Origin of the sequence: Enterobacter hormaechei subsp. hoffmannii, assembly GCF_001729745.1 — a bacterium.
GTDB classification, from domain to species: Bacteria; Pseudomonadota; Gammaproteobacteria; order Enterobacterales; family Enterobacteriaceae; genus Enterobacter; species Enterobacter intestinihominis.
Genome location: NZ_CP017186.1, coordinates 137,799 through 154,171 on the forward strand (window position 1 = coordinate 137,799; position 16,373 = coordinate 154,171).

The following is a 16,373-nucleotide window of genomic DNA, read 5'->3' on the forward strand; positions in this document are numbered from 1 at the left end:
AGGGGCCAGCGGCCCCTTTTTTTACTGATTCTTTTTCTCTTCGTCCGTCAGGTAACGCACCTTGCGGGTGTAATCCTGACCTTTGAACAGCAGCTTATTATCCGGTGATTCCAGATACTTCTGCCATTCGGAAAGCGGGAAACCGCCGTGCGCGCCAATCACCTCTTTCGGCACAACGGCTTCCTGTCCGCCGATCTTCTTGGAGACCGGCCAGTTCATCCAGTCGCCCAGGTTAACCGTTTTTACATCCAGCATGTCCAGCAGCGCAGCGAGCGGCAGCTGATCGGTCGGCGGCTGCGTATCGTCCATCAGCTCCCAGGTATCCTGGAACAGCGTCAGCCACAGCGGGCAGATACGGCGCCAGGTCTTTTTGGTGGCGGCAAGAAACGCGCCGTTAACGTGATCGACCAGATACGGACGCACCGTTTCTTTATAATATGCCGGCACTTTCTCCGCTGGCGCGCCGTCCAGCTTGGCAATCATTTTGCCCTGACGGAAGCTGGAGTAGATGTGCATATCCGCCATGTTGATCTCTGGCATTTTAAGCAGGTTGAGATCGGAGTCGATCATCAGCACACCTTCACCGCGCGCCTGCAACGGAGCGTTAAGCTTCACCAGACGACTGAGGTAGATCTGCTTATAGCGGTAACCTTCTTCACGTTTTGGAAGCGTGAGGGTAACAACGCGGGTTTTTGGCGGCAGTTCGCCGAAAGCGGATTCAGGCTGATCGCTGACGATAACAATCTCGCTGACGTCAGAGGCATAACGCTCTGCAAAGGTCGCTGACAATAACGCCTCTTCGACGAAATCCGCGCCCGTACACGGGATCACAATGGAATCAACCGCAACGAGATCGCGCGTGACCGGAAGGGAAGCGTAAGGAATGTTATGACGCCCGGTAATGTGGCGGTAGCGAGCATTCAGGAATTTAAACATGTTCTTCTCGTTTGGTTATTGCGCGCCAAGAACGGCCTCGACACCGTTAACATAGCTTTCAATGGCATACATGTTGCAGACATTCTGGTGTGCGGCAGCGGCGAGCCGGGCGCGCAGAGCAGGATCCTGCCAGATATTATCCAGATGTTGAGCAAGTTGCGACACGTCGCTCCAGGGAAACAGCAGGCCGGTCGACTCATGATCGATCAATTCTGCCGTGCCGGTCACCTTTGAACCAATCACGGGAATATTCAGCAGCATCGCCTCCAGCACGACGCGGGGCAAGCCTTCGCTCTGCGAGGCCAGAATAAATGCGTCAAAGGTGGCGAGATAGTCAAAAGGCGTGTTCTGGAAACCGGTAAAAATGACGTGCTCAGCAATACCTGATGCATCAGCTTGTGCAGCCAGCGCGCCGCGTTCAGCTCCTTCACCAACCAGCACCATTTTCCATTTTGCCTGCGGGTGTCTCTGGCTGAACTGTGCCAGCGCCTCCAGCGTGTGGTGGTTGGCCTTACGAGGGATTAACGAGCCAATGCTGCCGAATACAAACGTATCGTCTTCAATATTCAGTCGCTGGCGCATCGCGCATCGGTCCGGCAAAGGCTGATGGATGTCGATGGCATTGCTGACCGTGGTACACAGCTCTGGCCGGACGCCATGCTGAAGTAGCACGCGTTCAACGCCGTGCGAGACGGCAATGATTTTTGTGGCATGGGCATTCACCAGCTTCACCAGCGGCGGGGTCAGCACTGGTTCAATCCGGCAGTGCTGGATTATCCGTGCACGCAGGTTTGCGCCCGCCAGATACCCTTCTTCATTAGAGCCTGGCTGGTTGTTCATATACAGCGTATCGAATCCACCTTCCCTGAAAATGGTCTCGATCTTGCTGACGTTGGGCCGGATACGCCACAGGGTATCAATATGCCGCGTAAATGCTTTGCGCGCCGAACGCGAGAAAAACAGCAGACCACGTCCCGCTTCTTTCAGGAGTTTTGCCCATGCCGGTTGCTTACGTTGAGGGATAACGAGTAATGGGATCCCAATGCTGTTGAGCACCTGGCCTATCGTTTGACCTTCAGCACGACTATAATCACTGTAAAAACAACAGGTAATGTCGAATTTGTCGCGGTTGATTCGCTTCAGAAGCTCAAGCATACTGTTGGTACCTCCCCCCCATTCTTTGCCTGTGTCCAGGAGGAGGATTTTACGTTTTTGCGGCATGTCTGAATCCGTATGCTACCCTTCATCTGACCGCATTATAAAGAATTTACTGAAATAAAATAGATTTTTTGTATTTCTTTGTCTTTTTATAAGGAAAGGTTTTAAACGCGCTTATTTTAAAAGTGCGATTTAAGACTTTAATCGCCTCTTCTCAATTCGATAGTATTAGCGCAAAAATTTTATGTTGTTTTTGAGAGAGTGAGAATATGTTTAAAATAACGGTTTGCTTATTAACGTTTAACTCCGAAAGAACGTTGCACGATGTTATTCCTCCTCTTTTAAAAATAGCGGATGAATTCGTTGTAGTTGATTCCGGCAGTACAGACGCAACGATATATATTTGCCAGAGTTATGGATTGTCGCCCATATTCAAAAAATATAGCTGGCACGGCGAGCAGATGAACCATGCCATATCCCATGCGCACAACGACTGGGTGCTGTGCATGGACAGTGACGAAATACTCGATCAAGAAACCGTTGGTGCTATTTTAAAATTAAAAATGGGCGATGAACCCGAATCGGATATGGCGTGGCGGATATGTCGTCACTGGTTTGTTCTGGGAGAAAATGTCCGAACGATTTATCCAGTCTCATCTCCGGATTATCCGGTGCGTCTTTTTAACCGTACGCAGTCGCGATTTAATAACCGGCCAGTAGACGATCAGGTTGAAGGTTTTCTCCGTTCTGAACGTATTCCTGGCTATGTCAGACATGATACGTTTTATTCACTGCATGAACTTTTCAATAAATTAAACGGATATACCACTCGCCTGGTTCAATATCAGACGATACGTCCCTCTCTTGGTCGCGGCGCGATCAGCGCTATCGGCGCATTTTTCAAATGGTATCTGTTTAGCGGTGCGTGGCGTCAGGGCAAAGTGGGTGTGGTGACAGGGTTTTATGCCACGGCGTACAGTTTTTTGAAGTATTTCAAGGCCTGGTATCAGGATCGAGAAAAGAAAGAGTCCGTTGCAAAAGAGCAGTCGAACTCTTATCTGGCAGAATAGGCGTTAGCCGATCAGGCTTTTTTTCCCCAACCCTGCCACTGTTGCTGGACGTATTTAACCAGCGTACTGCTGCTGATGCTTTCGCCAATCACCGTGAAGAAGCGGGTTGCATAGACCGGTTCAGGCGGCTGTTTCAGCGTGCAGTTCTTCACGCCGCGGAATGGATTACGCGGCTGCGTTGCGGGTGGTTGCGCGCTACCCGGACGGGAAGTATCCACCTGAGGTTCATTGAGCAGATCGCTCGGACGCACCAGCGTGATATCGGCGGGTAAGCCCGGCAACATTTGCTGCAAAACGCGAACGGTAGACGGATGCGGATGCCCAATGGCAATCGCCGAACCGTTACGGCGCGCCAGCTGTACCGCGCGGTTGAACTGCACGCGGATATCCGCTTCGTTCTGGGAGTCATCCAGGAATACTTTGCGCTTGATGACTTTTACACCCGTCCCCTGAGCGGCACGCATCGCCTGGCTATTGCCGATGGTCATGCTGTCGAGGAAATAGAGATTGTAACGCTCCAGGGCCTGCATCACTTTCAGCATACCGTACAGGCTGGAGGTCATCGCGCTGCCCATATGGTTATTCAAACCCACGGCATACGGCACTTTATTGTACGCATCGCGGATGATGCGATCGATCTCGTCGCTGCTCATGTCCGGGCGCAGGGTATCTTTTTCCAGCGGCTGCTTGCTGAGGGGGGCCATCGGCAGATGGATGAGGACCTGATGGCCGCCATTGTGCGCTTTGGTCGCCATTTCATGCGCGTGAGGCGCATTAGGCAGGACGGCGACAGAGATGGCTGGCGGCATCGCCAGCACCTGATTTTCATAGTGTGGTCGATAACCGAAGTCATCAATCACAATCGCGAGTTTGCCTGCATAAACCGGTGCAGCCAGCGCCAGTGCGCTGACTACGGAAACAACAATTCGACGAAATTGAAGCAAAACCTATCTTCCCAACCACGGCTGTGGATTGACCGCCTGACCCTGACGACGAATTTCGAAATAGAGTGACGGGCGGCCCTGACCGCCACTGCTGCCCACAAGGGCAATGGGTTGACCCGCGCGCACCTGGGTGCCAACGCTGACCAGCGCGCTCTGGTTGTAGCCGTAAAGACTCATATCGCCTTTACCGTGTTCAACCACCACCACGAGCCCATAACCCTGTAGCCAGTCGGCCAGGATCACGCGGCCATCGGCGATGGCTTTCACTTCGCTACCTTCAGACGCACCGATAACGATCCCCTTCCAACGTAGCTCACCCTGCAACTGTTCGCCATAGCGATGCAGGATCGTACCGCGAACGGGCCAGTAAGTCTGACCACGCGGGGAGCCGAGGCCGCCGGTACGCGACATCAGGGAACGTTCATTTTCAGTCGGTTTGTAGGTGGTGCCTTTCCGGGAGGCTTCCTGCTGCTTATTACGCACCGCCTGCGCTTCGCGCGCTTCTTTTTCGGCGCGCGCTTTGGCCGCGGCTTCTGCCCGGGCAATGCTGTTACGCAGTCTGGATTCGTTGGCGCGCATTACGCTCAGTTGGCTTTGTCCTGCCTGGATAGAGGACTCCAGCCCGGCGAGCGTCTTCTTACGCTCATTGCGCGCCTGCTCAAGCTTCTCCTGCTGCGCCTGCTGTTCGTAGAGCAGCGTTTGCTGCTGGCTCTGCTTCTCTTCCAGCTCGGCTTTTTGCGTGGTGACTTCTTCGCGCGTCTGTTTCAGCTGCGCAATGGTCTCCTGACGAGCCTGGTTGAGATAGCCGAAATAGGCCTGTAAACGCTGACCGCGCTGGCTCTCTTCACCGCTGAGGATCAACTGAAGGCCTGTGTGCTCACCCTGGCGGAAAGCGGCATCAAGCTGTGCAGCAAGGTTCCGCTCCTGGGCATCGCGCTGACGCTCCAGTTTCGCAATCGACGCGTTCATTTCATCGATTTGCTTATTAAGCTGGGCAAGGGTGTTTTGTGTTTCACGCAGCTTACGCGCGGCGGCGGAAATAGCCTCTTCCTGCTTTTTAAGCTGGGCAAGCAGGGCAGAGCGCTGCTGCTGCTGCTGGCGTACCACACGCTCTTTGGCGGCGATATCGGCCTGAATGGATTTGAGCTGGTCGCGGTCATCCGCGTGGGCAGATGCGGCGCACAGCAATACGCCAGCGCTGAGTGCGCTGGCGCAAAGCAGAGGTCTGACTGATAACCGAAACGGCTTCACGACCCATGTGATTGAAAAAATCGCCTTTCCCCTCATGGGGAGCGATTATTCCACGATGAACAGCGGCTTGCCAGTCATCTCTTCAGGGATTTCCATACCCATCAGCGACAACATGGTTGGCGCGATGTCGGAAAGCTTGCCGCCTTCCACTGCTTTCACTGACTTATCACCTACATAAATCAGTGGAACAGGCAGGTTGGTATGGGCGGTATGCGCCTGACCGGTTGCCGGGTCACGCATCTGTTCTGCGTTACCGTGGTCAGCGGTGATCAGCAGCTGGCCGCCCACGGATTCAACCGCTTTCGCGACCTGCTCAACGCAGTGGTCCAGCGCTTCAACCGCTTTAACGGCAGCTTCCATCACGCCGGTGTGGCCCACCATGTCGCCATTCGGATAGTTACAGATGATGGTGTCGTATTTACCGCTTTCGATCGCGGCCACCAGTTTTTCGGTCAGCTCCGCAGAGCTCATTTCTGGCTGGAGATCGTAAGTGGCGACTTTCGGCGAGTTAATCAGGATGCGGTCTTCGCCTTTAAACGGCTCTTCTACGCCGCCGTTAAAGAAGAAGGTCACGTGCGCATACTTCTCAGTTTCGGAGATGCGCAGCTGCGTTTTATCGTTTTTCGCCATCCACTCGCCGAAGGTATTTTCCAGGGAAGCGGGTGGATACGCGCATGGGGCTTTGATATCCGCTGCATACTCGGTCAACTGGATGAAATCGATCTTCGCCACTTTCTTACGGGCGAAACCGTCGAAATCGCTGTTGACGAAGGCGCGGGTGATTTCGCGCGCGCGGTCAGCACGGAAGTTCATGAAGATCAGCGCATCGCCATCTTCCATAGCGGCATCGGCCTGGCCTTCAGCGCGGATCACGGTTGCCTTCACAAATTCGTCGTTTTCATCACGCGCGTAAGCCGCTTCCAGGCCTTCAACGGCGGTCGGGAACTGGAACTCGCCTTTTGCCAGGGTCAGCAGATCATAGGCTTGCTCAACGCGGTCCCAGCGGTTGTCGCGGTCCATGGCATAGTAACGGCCAACGATGGATGCCACGCGGCCTTTGCCCAGTGCGGCAAATTTATCTTCAAAGGCTTTCAGAGAACCTTTTGCGCTGCGTGGCGGCGTATCGCGACCATCCAGGAAGGCGTGCAGATAGATTTTTTCCGCACCGCGCTCGGCGGCCAGCTCAACCATCGCCATGATGTGATCTTCGTGGCTGTGCACGCCGCCTGCAGAGAGCAGGCCCATAATGTGCACGGCCTTGCCTGCGGCAACGGCTTTATCTACCGCTCCGGTGAGCGTTGGGTTGGCAAAGAATGTACGTTCTTTGATTTCAACGTCCAGGCGCGTCAGGTCCTGATAAACGATACGGCCTGCGCCCAGGTTAACGTGACCCACTTCAGAGTTGCCCATCTGACGATCCGGCAGGCCGACTTCCAGACCAGACGCATCAATCAGGGTGTGGGGACGTTTTGCCCATAGCGCATCCATAACCGGGGTTTTGGCGTTGAAAATGGCGTTATCCTGTTGATCTTCACGGTAGCCATAGCCATCCAGAATCACCAGTACCATAGGTTTTTTAGAAACCGACATTGCGACAACCTCATGCTCAAGAGACAAAAAATTTGCGTAATTTTACTACAGCTGAATCGATAAAATAGCCGCAGAAGATCAAAGAAAGCGCGGGGGCAAGGCTGTACTCAGGCCATTTTGAGGCTTTTTTTACGTGGCATGCCGCAGAAAATAGATTAGCTTTATGTCGCTGGCTGTATTTGCCACAGCGCACAGGTATACTCCTGTCCTGGTTTTTTTAATCACTTAGTCGGGAGTTGTTACCCCCCATGCAAGAAATTATGCAATTCGTTAGCCGCCACCCGGTTCTGAGCATCGCGTGGATTGGCCTGCTGGTCGCTGTACTGTTCACCACATTTAAGGGACTGACGTCTAAAATTAAGGTGATCACCCGCGGTGAAGCGACACGTCTGATCAACAAAGAGGACGCCGTGGTTGTCGATCTGCGTCAGCGCGACGATTTCCGCAAGGGCCATATTGCAGGTGCTATCAACCTGCTGCCAGCGGAAATTAAAGCGAACAACATTGGTGAGCTGGAGAAGCATAAAGCCCAGCCGATTATTGTTGTTGACGGCACTGGCATGCAGGCGCAGGAATCTGCCAACGCACTGCATAAAGCAGGCTTTGAAAACGTAACGGTGCTGAAAGAAGGCATCTCCGGCTGGAGCGGGGAGAATCTTCCTTTAGTGCGCGGTAAATAAGGAGTTAAGTGATGGCCAATATTGAGATCTACACCAAAGCAACGTGCCCGTTCTGCCACCGAGCGAAAGCGCTGCTGTCCAGCAAAGGCGTAACGTTTAAGGAACTGCCGATTGATGGTGACGCGATTAAACGCGAAGAGATGATCCAACGCAGTGGTCGCACAACGGTTCCACAGATTTTTATTGATGCGCAGCACATTGGCGGCTGTGATGACTTGTATGCGCTCGACGCCCGCGGTGGACTCGATCCGCTGCTGAGCTAGAGACTTTAGGACAATTAAAAAGGGTTTTTCCATGTCAGAACAAAACAACACCGAGATGACTTTCCAGATCCAGCGCATCTACACCAAGGATGTCTCTTTCGAAGCGCCAAATGCGCCGCACGTTTTCCAGAAAGACTGGCAGCCAGAGGTTAAACTTGATCTGGATACCGCATCCACCCAACTGGCGGATGACGTGTATGAAGTCGTACTGCGTGTCACCGTGACCGCCTCCCTGGGCGAAGAAACTGCATTCCTGTGCGAAGTCCAGCAGGGCGGTATCTTCTCTATCGGCGGCATCGAAGGTAACCAGATGGCGCATTGCCTGGGTGCATACTGCCCGAACATCCTGTTCCCGTATGCGCGTGAATGCATCACCAGCCTGGTTTCTCGCGGTACATTCCCGCAACTGAACCTTGCGCCAGTCAACTTTGATGCGCTGTTTATGAACTATCTACAGCAGCAGGCTGGCGAAGGTGCCGAACAACATCAGGATGCCTGATGAGCACTGTTAATGCGTCAATGACTGTGATCGGTGCCGGCTCTTACGGCACCGCTCTTGCCATCACACTGGCAAGAAATGGTCACGACGTGGTCCTGTGGGGCCACGATCCAAAACATATCGCGACGTTGCAACACGACCGCTGCAACGTGGCGTTTCTCCCGGACGTTCCGTTCCCTGACTCACTGTATCTGGAAAGCGACCTCGCGACCGCGCTGGCGGCCAGCCGCAATATTTTGATTGTGGTGCCAAGCCATGTGTTTGGCGAAGTCCTGCGTCAGATTAAGCCGCTGATGCGTGCGGATGCGCGTATTGTGTGGGCGACGAAAGGGCTGGAAGCGGAAACCGGACGTCTGTTGCAGGACGTTGCCCGCGAAGCGCTGGGAACAGCGATCCCGCTGGCGGTGATCTCCGGGCCGACATTCGCCAAAGAGCTGGCTGCGGGCTTGCCGACGGCGATCTCGCTGGCGTCCACCGACCAGGCATTTTCCGACGATCTTCAGCAACTGCTGCACTGCGGCAAAAGCTTCCGCGTGTACAGCAACCCTGATTTTATCGGCGTACAGCTGGGCGGCGCGGTGAAGAACGTCATTGCCATCGGGGCCGGGATGTCTGACGGCATCGGCTTCGGCGCGAATGCGCGTACGGCGCTGATCACCCGTGGCCTGACCGAAATGTCACGCCTGGGAGAAGCGCTGGGCGCCGATCCGGCCACCTTTATGGGAATGGCTGGGCTGGGCGATCTGGTGTTGACCTGCACCGACAACCAGTCGCGTAACCGCCGCTTTGGCATGATGCTCGGACAGGGTAGCGATGTCAAAAGTGCGCAGGAGAAGATTGGTCAGGTGGTTGAAGGCTATCGCAATACCAAAGAAGTTCGCGAATTGGCGCATCGTTTCGGTGTCGAAATGCCAATAACCGAGGAAATTTATCAGGTATTGTATTGCGGAAAAAATGCGCGCGAGGCAGCATTGACCTTATTAGGTCGTGCGCGCAAGGACGAGCGCAGCAGCAATTAGCCGGGAAGTATCGTCACCTGAATGACCCAGCCAGCGCAGAACTGGCTGGTCATTAACTATCGTCTGGAGCAAGCAATGCCGTGTGAAGAACTGGATATCGTCTGGAATAATATTAAAGCCGAAGCCCGAGCGTTGGCCGACTGTGAGCCCATGCTGGCCAGTTTTTATCACGCGACGCTACTCAAGCACGAAAATCTCGGCAGCGCCCTGAGCTACATGCTCGCCAATAAACTGGCTTCCCCTATCATGCCTGCTATCGCTATTCGCGAGGTGGTGGAAGAGGCCTACGCTGCCGATCCGGAAATGATTGCTTCTGCCGCCTGCGATATTCAGGCCGTGCGCACGCGTGACCCGGCGGTGGATAAATACTCCACGCCGCTGCTGTATCTCAAAGGCTTCCACGCCTTACAGGCGTACCGCATCGGCCACTGGTTATGGAATGAGGGACGCCGCGCGCTGGCCATCTTCCTGCAAAACCAGGTTTCCGTGACCTTCCAGGTCGATATTCACCCGGCGGCGAAAATTGGCCGCGGGATCATGCTCGATCACGCCACCGGCATTGTTGTCGGTGAAACGGCGGTGATCGAAGATGACGTGTCGATTCTGCAATCCGTTACGCTGGGCGGTACCGGTAAAACCAGCGGCGATCGCCATCCGAAAATTCGTGAAGGGGTGATGATTGGCGCGGGTGCTAAAATCCTTGGCAATATTGAAGTCGGACGCGGCGCAAAGATTGGCGCGGGATCGGTTGTGCTCCAGCCTGTACCGCCGCACACCACCGCCGCTGGCGTCCCGGCGCGCATCGTCGGTAAGCCAGACAGCGATAAACCGTCGATGGATATGGATCAGCACTTTAACGGTATTCACCACACCTTCGAATACGGCGACGGTATCTGAACGCTGGAACACTCAAATAAAAAAGCCCGGTGAGTTAATGCACCGGGCTTTTGATTAGTTGCGGTATAACACTTTGATAATGTGATAGCCGAACTGCGTATGCAGTGGGCCGGTTGGCTCCAGCACCGGGCAGGAGAAGACCACTTTATCAAACGCCGGAACCATCTGGCCCTGGCGGAACTCGCCTAAGTCACCACCGCGTTTGCCTGACGGGCAAATCGAGTGTTTCTTCGCCAGTTTGCCGAAGTCGGCGCCGTTTTTAATCTGTTCGAGCAGATCCTGTGCCAGTTTTTCTTCTTTAACAAGGATATGCAGTGCTGCTGCTGTTTTTGCCATGATCGTGCCTTGAGTCAACGAGTTTACGATCGGTATACTACCACGCGTTTTTCCTCCTCTCCCGACTTTCATTGAGTGATCATTTATGCGTTTAAACCCCGGACAACAACAAGCTGTCGAATTCGTCACCGGACCCTGCCTGGTGCTGGCGGGAGCGGGATCCGGTAAAACACGCGTGATCACCAACAAAATCGCCCACTTAATTCGGGGTTGTGGATACCAGGCGCGCCATATCGCGGCGGTCACCTTTACCAACAAAGCGGCGCGTGAGATGAAAGAGCGCGTCGGCCAGACGCTGGGCCGTAAAGAGGCGCGCGGGCTGATGATCTCCACCTTCCACACGCTGGGTCTGGATATCATCAAGCGCGAATACGCGGCGCTGGGAATGAAGTCCAACTTTTCGCTCTTTGATGACACCGACCAGGTGGCGCTGCTCAAAGAGCTGACGGAAGGGCTGATCGAAGATGACAAAGTGCTGTTGCAACAGCTGATCTCAACGATCTCGAACTGGAAAAACGACCTGATGACGCCGGCCCAGGCTGCGGCAAGTGCCAAAGGCGAGCGTGACCGCATCTTTGCCCACTGCTATGGCCTGTACGACGCGCATATGAAAGCCTGCAACGTACTGGATTTCGACGATCTGATCCTGCTGCCGACGCTGCTGCTTCAGCGGAATGAAGAGGTGCGCGAGCGCTGGCAGAACAAAATTCGTTACCTGCTGGTGGATGAATACCAGGATACCAACACCAGCCAGTACGAGCTGGTGAAGCTGCTGGTAGGACAGCGCGCGCGTTTTACCGTTGTAGGCGATGACGATCAGTCGATTTACTCATGGCGTGGCGCACGTCCGCAAAACCTGGTGCTGCTGAGCAAAGACTTCCCGGCGTTGCAGGTGATTAAACTGGAGCAGAACTACCGTTCTTCCGGGCGTATCCTGAAGGCGGCGAACATCCTGATTGCCAACAACCCGCACGTCTTTGAGAAGCGCCTGTTCTCTGAACTGGGTTACGGGACCGAGCTGAAAGTCCTTAGCGCCAATAACGAAGAGCACGAAGCGGAGCGCGTAACCGGCGAGCTGATTGCCCATCACTTCGTCAACAAAACTGAATACAAGGATTACGCGATCCTCTATCGCGGAAACCACCAGTCGCGCGTCTTTGAAAAGATGCTGATGCAGAACCGCATCCCCTACAAAATCTCCGGCGGTACGTCGTTCTTTTCGCGTCCGGAAATCAAGGATCTGCTGGCCTATCTGCGCGTGCTGACCAACCCGGATGACGACAGCGCTTTCCTGCGCATTGTAAATACGCCGAAGCGCGAGATTGGCTCTGCGACGCTGCAAAAGCTGGGTGAATGGGCGATGACCCGCAACAAAAGTCTGTTCACCGCCAGCTTCGATATGGGGCTGAGCCAGACCCTGACCGGGCGCGGCTATGACGCCTTAACCCGCTTTACCCACTGGCTGGGTGAGGTGCAGCGTCTGGCAGAGCGCGAGCCCGTGGCGGCAGTACGCGATCTGATCCACGGCATTGATTACGAATCCTGGTTGTATGAAACCTCCGCCAGCCCGAAAGCGGCAGAAATGCGCATGAAAAACGTTAACCAGCTCTTCAGCTGGATGACCGAAATGCTTGAAGGATCTGAGATTGACGAGCCGATGACCCTGACGCAGGTGGTCACCCGCTTCACGCTGCGCGATATGATGGAGCGCGGCGAGAGTGAAGAAGAAGCCGATCAGGTCCAGCTGATGACGTTGCATGCCTCGAAAGGGCTGGAGTTCCCGTATGTCTATCTGGTGGGGATGGAAGAGGGCCTGCTGCCGCACCAGAGCAGCATTGATGAAGATAACGTCGACGAAGAGCGCCGTCTGGCCTACGTGGGGATCACCCGTGCGCAGAAAGAGCTGACGTTTACGCTGTGCAAAGAGCGCCGTCAGTATGGTGAGCTGGTGCGCCCGGAGCCGAGCCGTTTCCTGCTGGAGTTGCCTCAGGACGATCTTATCTGGGAGCAGGAGCGTAAAGCTATTACCGCTGAAGAGCGGATGCACAAGGGTCAAGCCAACGTGGCGAACATACGCGCCATGCTGGCGAAAGCCAAAGAGAAAGGATAACAATTTTGTAGGCCGGGTAAGGCGAAGCCGCCCCCCGGCACGCTTCAAAGGGTCACTTCACATCAAGCGCCCAGTGCACATAGCTCTGCCACTGGCACTCCTGCTCGATCAACTCTGCTCCAAGCGGATGATTTTCTAGCCAATTTTCCGGCAGCGTCAGCGTCAGTTTTTCATCGTCTGCCACCAGCGTAATGGCCGGGAGGAGATCGTCGCGACGCCGGCTGGCAAACAGAATCGCCAGACGAAGTAAGCGGCAGAGATGTTCGGCCACGCGCGGCGGTACAGCGTTTTGCTGATGGAGTGAAGAGAGGTCAACGGCGTTGGTTTGATTCAGCAGCAGGGTCGCGAGCAATTTTTTCTGCGCGGGAGTGTAGCCCGGCAAATCGAGATTACGCACCAGCCAGGCTGCGTGTAGCGGCGCTTGCTTGTACTCAACGCTAAGCCCAATTTCATGCAACGCACACGCACTTAGCAGCAAATCGCGGCTTAACGGTTCGATATCCCAACGTGATTTAACCTGATCCGCAAAGAGCGATGCCAGTTGGCCCACTCGCTGCGCCTGATCGGTATCCACAATAAAGCGGCGCTGGACGTTACGTAGCGTACGGCTTCGAATGTCCTGATCCACCGAAAGATGCAGCATCCCATAGACCAGACCTTCGCGCAGTGCGCCGCCTGCCAGGGTCATGCACTGGATGTTTAGCTCGGTGAAAATGGCGATGAGAATGGCTAGCCCGCTGGGGAAGACCAGCGCACGTTCGAGCGTCAGCCCTTCAATTTCCAGCTCTTCCAGACGACCACATTGAATGGCGCGCTGTTTAAGCTGCTGGAGTTTAGCAAGCGTGATCCGCTCATCCATCCCCTGCGCCATCATGATTTCCTGCAACGCCTGTACAGTTCCTGACGCCCCAACACACACTTTCCAGCCGTGGTAGCGCAGTTCGTCCATGACCGGACGCAGCACTTCACGCGCGGCATTTTCAGCCTCGTCGAAGTTTTCTTGCGCGAGATTGCGGTCAGTAAAGTAGCGCTCAAGCCAGGTTACGCAGCCCATCGACAGACTGAACAGCGAGGTCGCCTGGGCACCTGTGCCGGTCACCAGTTCAGTACTCGCTCCGCCAATATCCACCACCAGACGGCGATCGTCGCCCCCGGTAGTGTGCGCCACGCCCTGATATATCAGACGCGCTTCTTCTTCACCGCTGATGACTTGCACCGGGCAGCCGAGAATTTCCTGCGCTTTGGCAATAAAATCGACGGCATTAACCGCCAGACGGAGCGTCGCGGTCGCGACAACGCGGATTTGGGCATGCGGTATGTCCTGCAGACGCTCTGCAAAGAGGCGCAGACACTGCCAGCCACGTTCCATGGCTTCGGGAGAGAGGTGATTATCGCTGCTCAGGCCCGCCGCCAGGCGGACCTTGCGCTTGATGCGCGTCAGCGTCTGTATGCTTCCCGCCACCTCGCGTACAACCAGCATATGAAAACTATTCGAACCGAGATCAATTGCCGCATAGAGCGAGGTGGAACTGAGCATCATTTTTTAACCTGAACGACGACGATTACGCGGCGCACCGCCGGAACGACGCGGGCCATTACCGGTACGTGGACGTGTGAGGCGCTTAGGTGGCGGCAGTTCGCTCATCAGCGCGTCCGGATTGTATTTACTCTGTGGAATAGAGTGACCGATATAGGTCTCAATGGCCGGAAGGTTCAGCGCATACTCTTCACATGCAAGGCTGATGGAGTGACCGCTTGCGCCGGCACGACCGGTACGACCGATACGGTGTACATAGTCTTCACAGTCATCTGGCAGGTCATAGTTAAAGACGTGCGTCACGGCTGGAATGTGCAGGCCACGGGCCGCCACGTCGGTCGCGACCAGAATATCAAGGTCGCCACGAGTAAATTCGTCGAGAATGCGCAGGCGTTTTTTCTGCGCCACGTCGCCGGTCAGCAGGCCCACACGGTGACCATCTGCCGCCAGGTGGCCCCAGATATCTTCACAGCGGTGTTTAGTGTTCGCAAAGATGATCGCGCGATCCGGCCACTCTTCTTCGATCAGGGTTTGCAGCAGGCGCATTTTCTCTTCATTAGAAGGATAGAAGAGCTCTTCTTTAATGCGGTGCCCGGTTTTCTGCTCCGGTTCTACTTCCACATATTCCGCATTGTTCATCTGCTCGAATGCGAGTTCACGTACGCGGTATGAAAGGGTTGCGGAGAACAGCATGTTCAGACGCTGGTTTGCCGCAGGCATACGGCGGAACAGCCAGCGGATGTCTTTAATGAAGCCCAGATCGTACATGCGGTCTGCTTCATCCAGCACCACGACCTGGATTGCGCCGAGGTTGATATGGTTCTGTTTAGCGTAGTCGATAAGACGGCCGGTGGTCCCAATCAGGATATCTACGCCGCTTTCCAGCACTTTCAGCTGTTTATCGTAGCCGTCGCCGCCATAGGCCAGGCCAAGTTTCAGGCCAGTGGCTTGCGCCAGGGGTTCAGCGTCTGCGTGGATCTGTACCGCCAGTTCTCGCGTCGGGGCCATAATTAGCGCGCGCGGCTGGTTAACTTTGCGGTCTGCAATCGCTGGGTGAGAAAGTAAATAATGAAACGTTGACGTTAAAAACGCCATCGTTTTGCCAGTACCGGTTTGCGCCTGCCCTGCAACATCACGACCGGCCAGCGTCAGCGGCAGGGCGAGAGCCTGAATGGGCGTGCAGTTATGAAACCCTTTAGTTTCAAGGGCTTCGATCACCTTTGGGTGCAGGGCGAAGTCGGAAAACTTCTGTTCTGTTAAATGTGTTTTGCTCATAGTGTGGTAGAATATCAGCTTACTATTGCTTTACGAAAGCGTATCCGGTGAAATAAAGTCAACCTTTAGTTGGTTAATGCGACATCATCACGTCGTTGGTGGAGACAAAACCAACGTACCAGGCTTATTCCTGTGGAGTTATATATGAGCGATAAAATTATTCACCTGACTGACGACAGTTTTGACACGGACGTACTTAAAGCTGACGGGCTGATCCTCGTTGATTTCTGGGCTGAATGGTGTGGTCCTTGCAAAATGATCGCTCCGATTCTGGATGAAATCGCTGACGAATATCAGGGCAAACTGACCGTTGCCAAGCTGAACATCGACCAGAACCCGGGCACCGCGCCAAAATACGGTATCCGTGGCATCCCGACCCTGCTGCTGTTCAAGAACGGTGACGTGGCGGCGACCAAAGTGGGCGCACTGTCCAAAGGTCAACTGAAAGAGTTCCTGGACGCTAACCTGGCGTAAGGTTTCTCCGCTGAGCGTCCAGAGCGCCTAATTAATGGTGAGCTCTGGACGCCCGGCTTTAGTCGTGCTAAGTTAGCTATGACTACGTTTTAAACATATCTTGTTGTTTGAATCTTGTTTTACCCGATACTTCCCGTTGTTAACTTAAACAGTGCGTGAAGTTGCTAGATTCCGGGCTTGTCACTCAATCCGTCTTGTCGTTTCAGTTCTGCGTTCTTTCCCTGTGACCAGACAGCGAACAGACATGAGGTGATGGCCGCTAAACAGGCATGGATGACCCTGCCATACCATTCACAACATTAAGTTCGAGAATCACCCCGAGTTTAAGAACCCA

The 16,373-nt window shown here is 54.6% G+C and carries 16 protein-coding genes; 8 read left to right on the forward strand and 8 right to left on the reverse strand.

Annotation, left to right across the window (positions count from 1 at the left end):
- Positions 1-21 precede the first annotated feature (21 nt).
- Positions 22-936, reverse strand: coding sequence for a hypothetical protein (locus BFV65_RS00670; protein ID WP_023305215.1), 915 nt, complete (start codon positions 934-936; stop codon positions 22-24).
- Between the two features lie 15 nt (positions 937-951).
- Positions 952-2,157: a glycosyltransferase gene (locus tag BFV65_RS00675; RefSeq protein WP_023305216.1), complete on the reverse strand. Its 1,206-nt coding sequence runs from the start codon at positions 2,155-2,157 to the stop codon at positions 952-954.
- Positions 2,158-2,363: 206 nt separating this feature from the next.
- Here BFV65_RS00675 and BFV65_RS00680 point away from each other — a divergent pair, with 206 nt between their 5' ends.
- Complete coding sequence (locus BFV65_RS00680; RefSeq protein ID WP_069596131.1) at positions 2,364-3,164, forward strand: glycosyltransferase family 2 protein; 801 nt, start codon at positions 2,364-2,366, stop codon at positions 3,162-3,164.
- Positions 3,165-3,175: 11 nt separating this feature from the next.
- Here BFV65_RS00680 and BFV65_RS00685 read toward each other — a convergent pair whose 3' ends face one another.
- The 3 genes from BFV65_RS00685 to gpmM are packed head-to-tail and all read right to left on the reverse strand — an operon-like array spanning position 3,176 to position 6,949.
- Complete coding sequence (locus BFV65_RS00685; RefSeq protein WP_045308207.1) at positions 3,176-4,108, reverse strand: divergent polysaccharide deacetylase family protein; 933 nt, start codon at positions 4,106-4,108, stop codon at positions 3,176-3,178.
- Between the two features lie 3 nt (positions 4,109-4,111).
- A complete protein-coding gene (envC, locus tag BFV65_RS00690) occupies positions 4,112-5,371 on the reverse strand; it encodes a murein hydrolase activator EnvC (protein WP_236724051.1) in 1,260 nt (419 codons plus the stop codon).
- Positions 5,372-5,404: 33 nt separating this feature from the next.
- The gene (gene gpmM, locus BFV65_RS00695; RefSeq protein WP_017383605.1) at positions 5,405-6,949 is read right to left on the reverse strand and encodes a 2,3-bisphosphoglycerate-independent phosphoglycerate mutase; all 1,545 of its coding nucleotides are present in this window, start codon (positions 6,947-6,949) and stop codon (positions 5,405-5,407) included.
- Between the two features lie 248 nt (positions 6,950-7,197).
- Here gpmM and BFV65_RS00700 point away from each other — a divergent pair, with 248 nt between their 5' ends.
- From BFV65_RS00700 to cysE, 5 genes are all read left to right on the forward strand, one after another.
- A complete protein-coding gene (locus tag BFV65_RS00700) occupies positions 7,198-7,629 on the forward strand; it encodes a rhodanese-like domain-containing protein (RefSeq protein ID WP_003860840.1) in 432 nt (143 codons plus the stop codon).
- Positions 7,630-7,640: 11 nt separating this feature from the next.
- Entirely contained in the window at positions 7,641-7,892 is a 252-nt protein-coding gene (grxC, locus tag BFV65_RS00705) for a glutaredoxin 3 (RefSeq protein ID WP_003860837.1), read from the forward strand.
- A 31-nt stretch (positions 7,893-7,923) separates the two neighbouring features.
- Positions 7,924-8,391: a protein-export chaperone SecB gene (gene secB, locus BFV65_RS00710; protein WP_003860835.1), complete on the forward strand. Its 468-nt coding sequence runs from the start codon at positions 7,924-7,926 to the stop codon at positions 8,389-8,391.
- Entirely contained in the window at positions 8,391-9,410 is a 1,020-nt protein-coding gene (gene gpsA, locus BFV65_RS00715) for an NAD(P)H-dependent glycerol-3-phosphate dehydrogenase (RefSeq protein WP_006812398.1), read from the forward strand. Before secB ends, gpsA begins: the two co-directional genes overlap by 1 nt.
- 75 nt (positions 9,411-9,485) lie before the next feature.
- Entirely contained in the window at positions 9,486-10,307 is an 822-nt protein-coding gene (gene cysE / locus BFV65_RS00720) for a serine O-acetyltransferase (RefSeq protein ID WP_022646641.1), read from the forward strand.
- Between the two features lie 54 nt (positions 10,308-10,361).
- Here cysE and ppiC read toward each other — a convergent pair whose 3' ends face one another.
- Positions 10,362-10,643, reverse strand: a complete 282-nt coding sequence (ppiC, locus tag BFV65_RS00725; RefSeq protein WP_006812396.1) for a peptidylprolyl isomerase PpiC — start codon at positions 10,641-10,643, stop codon at positions 10,362-10,364.
- 85 nt (positions 10,644-10,728) lie between these two features.
- On the opposite strand from ppiC, the gene rep reads away from it, so the two are divergent.
- Positions 10,729-12,753, forward strand: a complete 2,025-nt coding sequence (gene rep / locus BFV65_RS00730) for a DNA helicase Rep (RefSeq protein ID WP_022646642.1) — start codon at positions 10,729-10,731, stop codon at positions 12,751-12,753.
- A gap of 52 nt (positions 12,754-12,805) precedes the next feature.
- Here rep and gppA read toward each other — a convergent pair whose 3' ends face one another.
- Both gppA and rhlB read right to left on the reverse strand, forming a co-directional pair.
- A complete protein-coding gene (gppA, locus tag BFV65_RS00735) occupies positions 12,806-14,290 on the reverse strand; it encodes a guanosine-5'-triphosphate,3'-diphosphate diphosphatase (RefSeq protein ID WP_069597080.1) in 1,485 nt (494 codons plus the stop codon).
- A gap of 6 nt (positions 14,291-14,296) precedes the next feature.
- Positions 14,297-15,565, reverse strand: coding sequence for an ATP-dependent RNA helicase RhlB (gene rhlB, locus BFV65_RS00740; protein WP_022646644.1), 1,269 nt, complete (start codon positions 15,563-15,565; stop codon positions 14,297-14,299).
- Between the two features lie 144 nt (positions 15,566-15,709).
- Between rhlB and trxA the strand changes: the two genes are divergently transcribed.
- Positions 15,710-16,039, forward strand: coding sequence for a thioredoxin TrxA (trxA, locus tag BFV65_RS00745; RefSeq protein WP_006812392.1), 330 nt, complete (start codon positions 15,710-15,712; stop codon positions 16,037-16,039).
- Positions 16,040-16,373 lie beyond the last annotated feature (334 nt).